This window comes from Cellvibrio sp., assembly GCF_053579595.1.
In genome coordinates this window covers 1-5,595 of sequence record NZ_JBRFPI010000309.1, presented here as the reverse complement: position 1 = coordinate 5,595, position 5,595 = coordinate 1, and the positions used below count along the sequence as shown (strand labels likewise).

The 5,595-nt window shown below is 48.8% G+C and carries 4 protein-coding genes; all 4 read left to right on the top strand.

Annotated features, from left to right (window positions below):
* The first annotated feature begins 248 nt into the window (after nucleotides 1-248).
* On the top strand, nucleotides 249-1,742 hold the full coding sequence (locus tag ACWA6V_RS16430; RefSeq protein WP_449523505.1) for an OmpA family protein: 1,494 nt from the start codon (nucleotides 249-251) through the stop codon (nucleotides 1,740-1,742).
* A 252-nt stretch (nucleotides 1,743-1,994) separates the two neighbouring features.
* Nucleotides 1,995-3,704 carry a PAS domain-containing hybrid sensor histidine kinase/response regulator gene (locus ACWA6V_RS16425; protein WP_449523504.1) on the top strand — a complete coding sequence of 570 codons (1,710 nt, stop codon included), beginning with the start codon at nucleotides 1,995-1,997 and terminating at the stop codon, nucleotides 3,702-3,704.
* Complete coding sequence (locus ACWA6V_RS16420; RefSeq protein WP_449523503.1) at nucleotides 3,701-4,561, top strand: response regulator; 861 nt, start codon at nucleotides 3,701-3,703, stop codon at nucleotides 4,559-4,561. Before ACWA6V_RS16425 ends, ACWA6V_RS16420 begins: the two co-directional genes overlap by 4 nt.
* Nucleotides 4,530-5,342, top strand: coding sequence for a Crp/Fnr family transcriptional regulator (locus tag ACWA6V_RS16415; protein ID WP_449523502.1), 813 nt, complete (start codon nucleotides 4,530-4,532; stop codon nucleotides 5,340-5,342). The genes ACWA6V_RS16420 and ACWA6V_RS16415 overlap by 32 nt, the downstream gene beginning before the upstream one ends.
* Nucleotides 5,343-5,595: the final 253 nt, after the last annotated feature.

Below are 5,595 nucleotides of genomic sequence, written 5' to 3'. Positions count from 1 at the left end.
CGAAGCGCTCACACAATGGCTTGCAAAAATTGTTCGTTAATCCATCATCACTATTATTAGAAAATATAAAAATTTCTGCCTTGTAATTGCAACTCTTTAAAAATAACGCTGTCAGCGTATGCCAGCGCACCGACCCCTCCATTAAAAACTCCGATACTGACCACCGAAGAAGCCGCTCAACTTAATGAGCCTAAGGTCAGTCTGCGCAACCTGCGCAATCATGGACGGCACATCTCCCGGAGTTACACATGAAACACACACACACTCAAATTCATTCGCGCAGCCAGTTCCTCAAACCAACTCGTCTTGCAATGGCTATCAGCCTTGCAGCGATGGTGGCTAGCCCGCTGCTGTTGGCACAAGACGGCAACAAATATGACCTCACCTCTAATTGGTACGGTGGTTTGAACATCGGCCAAACTCATGAAAGTATCAACGATGGCGCGATTGCCACTGATGAAATGGGCGGTGGTTTAACATCGCTTACGGATGACGACCGCGACAATGGCTACAAATTGTTTGCCGGGTATCACCTCAATGATAATTTTGCGCTAGAAGCCGGTTATTTTGATTTAGGCCAATTCGGTTCGCGTGCAGTAAAAGGTCCGGAAGGCTCATTAAAGACTCGCGCTAAAACCCGAGGTTTTAACCTGGATTTAGTTGGCTCGTTGCCAATGACGGAAAAATTATCAGCTTTTGCTCGTGCTGGTGCGCATTACTATGAAGCGAAAGACCGTTTTCAAGGTGGCAACGGTTATGTCGTTAGCGATCAGCATCGCCGCGAACGCGATGTCGATTTTAAATGGGGCGGCGGTCTGCAATATGACTTCACCCAAAAATTTGCCATGCGTCTTGAAGCGGAACGTTATGCGATCAATGACGTGATCGGCAACAACGGCAAAATCAGCATGTATTCACTCGGTGCGCTCTATCGTTTCGGCGAGCAGAATGCAGCGCCTGCCAGAGCCGTAGTGGCTGAGCCTGTTACAAAGCGCAGTGAAAAACTCACGGAAGAATATTGCAGCGTACTGGATATCCAGTTTGAAATTAATAACGACGAAATCCAGCGCGAAGATTTGGAGCGCCTGGCGGTTGTCGGCACTTTCCTGAAAAAATATCCTGATACAACAGCTGTTGTTGAAGGTCACACTGATAACGTCGGTACGCCGGAAGCGAATCAGCGCTTGTCGCGTGACCGCGCTGAAAGTGTGATGAGTTATTTGGTGCGCGAGCAGCGCGTTGCGAGCAGCCGTGTTTCTGCCATCGGTTACGGTGATACCCGTCCGATCGCAGATAATTCAACTGAAGATGGCAAGCGCGCAAACCGTCGCATTAATACTGTGATCGCCTGCGCCAATGACATTGAAGGCCTATCACCTGCTGCTGCCCGTGTGACTATGGGCATGTTGGTTGAGTTCGATATCAACAGCGCTAATGTTAAGCCTGAGTACCACAGTGAATTGGCCAAAGTTGCAAAATTTTTGAAAGAAAATAAAACCGTGACCGCGACTGTTGAAGGCCATACCGCTAACTTGCAAACCACTCCCGCACTCGCACAGGAAATTTCCCTGAAGCGCGCGCAAAATGTGGTGGATTATCTGGTTGCTAACGAAGGTATTGAACGTTCACGGTTAACCGCGGAAGGTTTTGGTAAAAGCCGTCGTTACTCGTACAACACCAGTGCTGCTGGCCAGCAAGATAATCGCCGTGTAAATGTGATTTTTACTTACCCCAAGAAGTAATTATCCCTCTGCGTTGCGCTGTTAACCTGTGTTAATGCGCAATCTGGAGATACAAAAAGCCAGCAATTGCTGGCTTTTTGCATTTTTGGAGGTCTATTTAGCGCGGTATTTATTTTTCTTATATGTTCGGTAGCGTACAGACGGCACCTTAAAAAATCATGATTATTCGCGGTTGCCTCAAGAAGGCGTTCAAATTGCAACTTTCCCTGCAGGTTGTATTTGAATAATTATTTATTTTTAGGGTATTGGTACATGAATAATACAGAAGAGAATGCTGTTCCCCCAACCAATACACGCAGTGCAGAGAGTATGAGTGAAATCAAGCGGCAACAGGCGCTGTTGAAGACTGGCGCCTTGCAAAATGCGATTTTGAACAGTGCAAATTTCTCCATTATCGCAACTGATGAAACCGGCATTATCCAGTTATTTAACATCGGCGCCGAGCGCACACTGGGCTACGCTGCCGCCGATGTCGTCAATAAAATTACCCCCAGCGATATTCATGACCCTCAGGAGGAGCTGGAGCGTGCGCAGGCGCTGAGCCTGGAGCTGAATACGGAGATCAAACCCGGTTTTGAAGCGCTAGCGTTCAAGGCATCGCGCGGCATTGAAGATATTTACGAGCTCACCTACATTTGCAAAGACGGCAGCCGTTTTCCGGCGATAGTATCGATTACGCCGCTGCGCGATGACGATGATAGTTTGATCGGTTATTTATTGATTGGCACAGACAACTCCCAGCGCAAACAAGCGGAGTTGAAATTAACCCAGGCGATGGCAGTGGCAGAAAAAGCCAATCTTGCCAAATCCGATTTTCTCTCCAGCATGAGCCATGAATTGCGCACTCCGCTGAGTGCGATTTTAGGTTTTGCACAATTAATTGAGTCGGGCAATCCCCCACCGACGGCCACGCAAAAACGCAGCATTGACCAGATACTTCAAGCGGGTTGGTATCTGCTGGAATTGATTAACGAAATTCTCGACCTTGCATTAATCGAATCGGGAAAATTATCGCTCTCACTGGAGCCTATGGGCCTCGCTGATGTGATGCTGGAATGTGCGGCGATGATTGAACCGCAAGCGCATAAACGCGGTATCAGCGTGACCTTTCCACCGCTGGGTATGCGCCATTTTGTGAAAGCCGACCGAACGCGTGTGAAACAAGTGCTGATTAATTTGCTGTCCAACGCGATCAAATATAACAGCGTTGGTGGCAGCGTCACGGTAACTTGCGAGGAGCGGGAGCCGGGGCGTATTCGCATTGCCGTTGAAGATGCAGGTTCAGGTTTGGCGCCCGAACAAATCGAACAATTATTCCAACCCTTTAATCGCCTTGGACAAGAAGCCAATGCCGAGGAGGGCACTGGCATAGGTTTGGTGATGACCAAACGGTTGGTGGAATTAATGGGCGGTGTCATAGGTCTGGAAAGCACTGTCGGCCAAGGCAGTGTATTTTGGTTTGAAATGGATTTAACCCATACGCGTGTGCAGGAAGCGAGCGCAGTGACTGATGAACCGATAAAAACCTATCGCCAAACCGACGCAGCGCAACACTTGCTGCTGTATGTGGAAGACAACCCCGCCAATTTAATGTTGGTAGAAGACCTGATTGCGCGTCGCCCGGATATTAAATTAATTACCGCGCGCGATGGCCTTGAAGGCGTTGCACTGGCGCGCAGTGCTCTGCCCGACATGATTTTGATGGACATTAACTTGCCCGGTATCAGCGGCATTACTGCTTTACTTATTCTCGCGAAAGATCCCACCACCAAACATATTCCCATTGTGGCGTTAAGCGCTAACGCAATGCCGCGCGATATTGCCAAGGGTTTGGAGGCAGGCTTTTTTCGCTATCTCACCAAGCCGATTAAAGTGAATGAATTTATGGACACGCTCGATCTCACACTCAAATATGCGGATGCTCATCCAGCACCGGTAACACAAGCAGAGCAAGCGTTATGATGCTCACCACTCAGGATCTGCTCAACGCCAGAATTTTGATCGTCGATGATCAACTTACCAATGTGCAATTGTTGGAACAGTTGCTGAGCGAGGCAGGCTATAAAAATGTCACCGCCACACTTAATTCAACCGAGGTGTGTACGCTGCATCGCCAGCATCAATACGATTTAATTCTGCTGGATTTACAAATGCCGGGCATGGATGGTTTTGAAGTCATGGCGGGTTTGCGCACGAATATCACCGACGCCTATTTGCCCGTCATCGTATTAACGGCACAGCCCGCGCATAAACTGCGCGCACTGCAAGCGGGCGCGAAAGATTTCATCAGCAAACCCTTTGATTTAATCGAAGTAAAAACCCGCATCAGCAATATGCTGGAAGTGCGTTTGCTGTACAAAAAATTGGAGGATTACAGCAAAATTTTGGAAGAAAAAGTGGCTGAGCGCACCGCGGAATTGCGTGAAAGCGAAGCGCGTTTTCGCAGCCTGACCGAGTTGGCTTCTGACTGGTATTGGGAGCAAGACGAAACCGGTAATTTCACTAAAGTATCTGGTCCAGTGCTGGACATGTTGGGTATTCGCGTAGATTCCCTGATTGGCAGCGCCAACGAAAATACTCACGAAGGTTGGGATGCAGCAGAGCGCGCGCAATTACATGCGGCCATTGAGGCCCGCCAACCTTTTATCGATTTCGCATTCAGTCGCACTTATCCCGATGGTTCACAGCAGCATTACCGCGTGAGTGGCGAACCTATGTTCGATCAATCCTGCCGTTTTATTGGTTATCGCGGCATAGGCGTGGAATGCAAACAAATGGTGTACAGCAATGCCAGTATCAATAATACCGCCAGTTCTTAATCCGGACTCACGCAAGTCTGCGGCCGCGAATTCTGCCGCAGCAAAACCCAAAGGTGCGTTCATCCTTGCTGCTGAAAAGGCGCAGAATCCCAGCCTGAATTATTTGTTGGACACTTTGCCTGCGGCTGACATGGCGTTGCTGTCAGAACATTTGGAACTGGTGCCCTTGCGCCTCGGTGACATGCTTTACGAGCCTAATACGCAATTGCAGCATGCGTATTTTCCCACCAGCGCCATAGTGTCATTGCACTATGTCACTGCCTCGGGCGCATCGGCAGAAATTTCCGGCGTCGGCAATGAAGGCATGGTGGGCATTTCACTATTTACCGGCGGCAACACCACACCCAGTTCCGCGATGGTACACACCAGTGGTTACGCTTATCGTTTGGAGCGGGCGCAATTAAAAACGGAATTTAATCGCAACGGACAATTGCAGCAAATTTTATTGCGCTACACGCAGGCGTTAATTACCCAGGTATCACAAACTGCCGCGTGCAATCGCCACCATTCTGTTGAACAACAACTCAGTCGTTGGCTATTGCTCACGTTAGATCGCATCACCTCGGGCGAATTTGTACTCACGCAAGAATTAGTTGCCAACATGCTGGGCGTGCGCCGCGAAAGCGTCACCGCCGCTGCGGCCAGCCTGCAGGATATTGGTTGTATTAGTTATAGGCGCGGACATATTTCAGTGGTTAATCGCAAAGATTTGGAGAAATGTTCCTGCGAATGTTATGCAGTAGTTCGGAAGGAGACGCAGCGGTTGCTGGGAATTAGCTGACATAACTCAGTTCTAGGCTAAATGCTGCATCGTGCAACGAAGCAGGGCGCGCGCTGCGAAACAAGCGAAGTAAACCGGTATTTGCAGGGGTTGATTTTTACCACTGTCGTTTGTCAGGCTCTTTTTGTTAAGCACGCCAACTCATAGTATTGATTGTTATTGAATTCAAACTCTTGAATGACCGTTAACCCCGCTTTTTTTGTATGGGCGGCAAATGAACGGGTGTTAATGTTATTAATGAATGTGACTAAAA

Bases quoted from the DNA above. Each gene is read 5' to 3' on its own strand.
- ACWA6V_RS16430 (WP_449523505.1), top strand. From the start codon at position 249: ATGAAACACACACACACTCAAATTCATTCGCGCAGCCAGTTCCTCAAA.
- ACWA6V_RS16420 (WP_449523503.1), top strand. From the start codon at position 3,701: ATGATGCTCACCACTCAGGATCTGCTCAACGCCAGAATTTTGATCGTC.
- ACWA6V_RS16425 (WP_449523504.1), top strand. From the start codon at position 1,995: ATGAATAATACAGAAGAGAATGCTGTTCCCCCAACCAATACACGCAGT.
- ACWA6V_RS16415 (WP_449523502.1), top strand. From the start codon at position 4,530: ATGCCAGTATCAATAATACCGCCAGTTCTTAATCCGGACTCACGCAAG.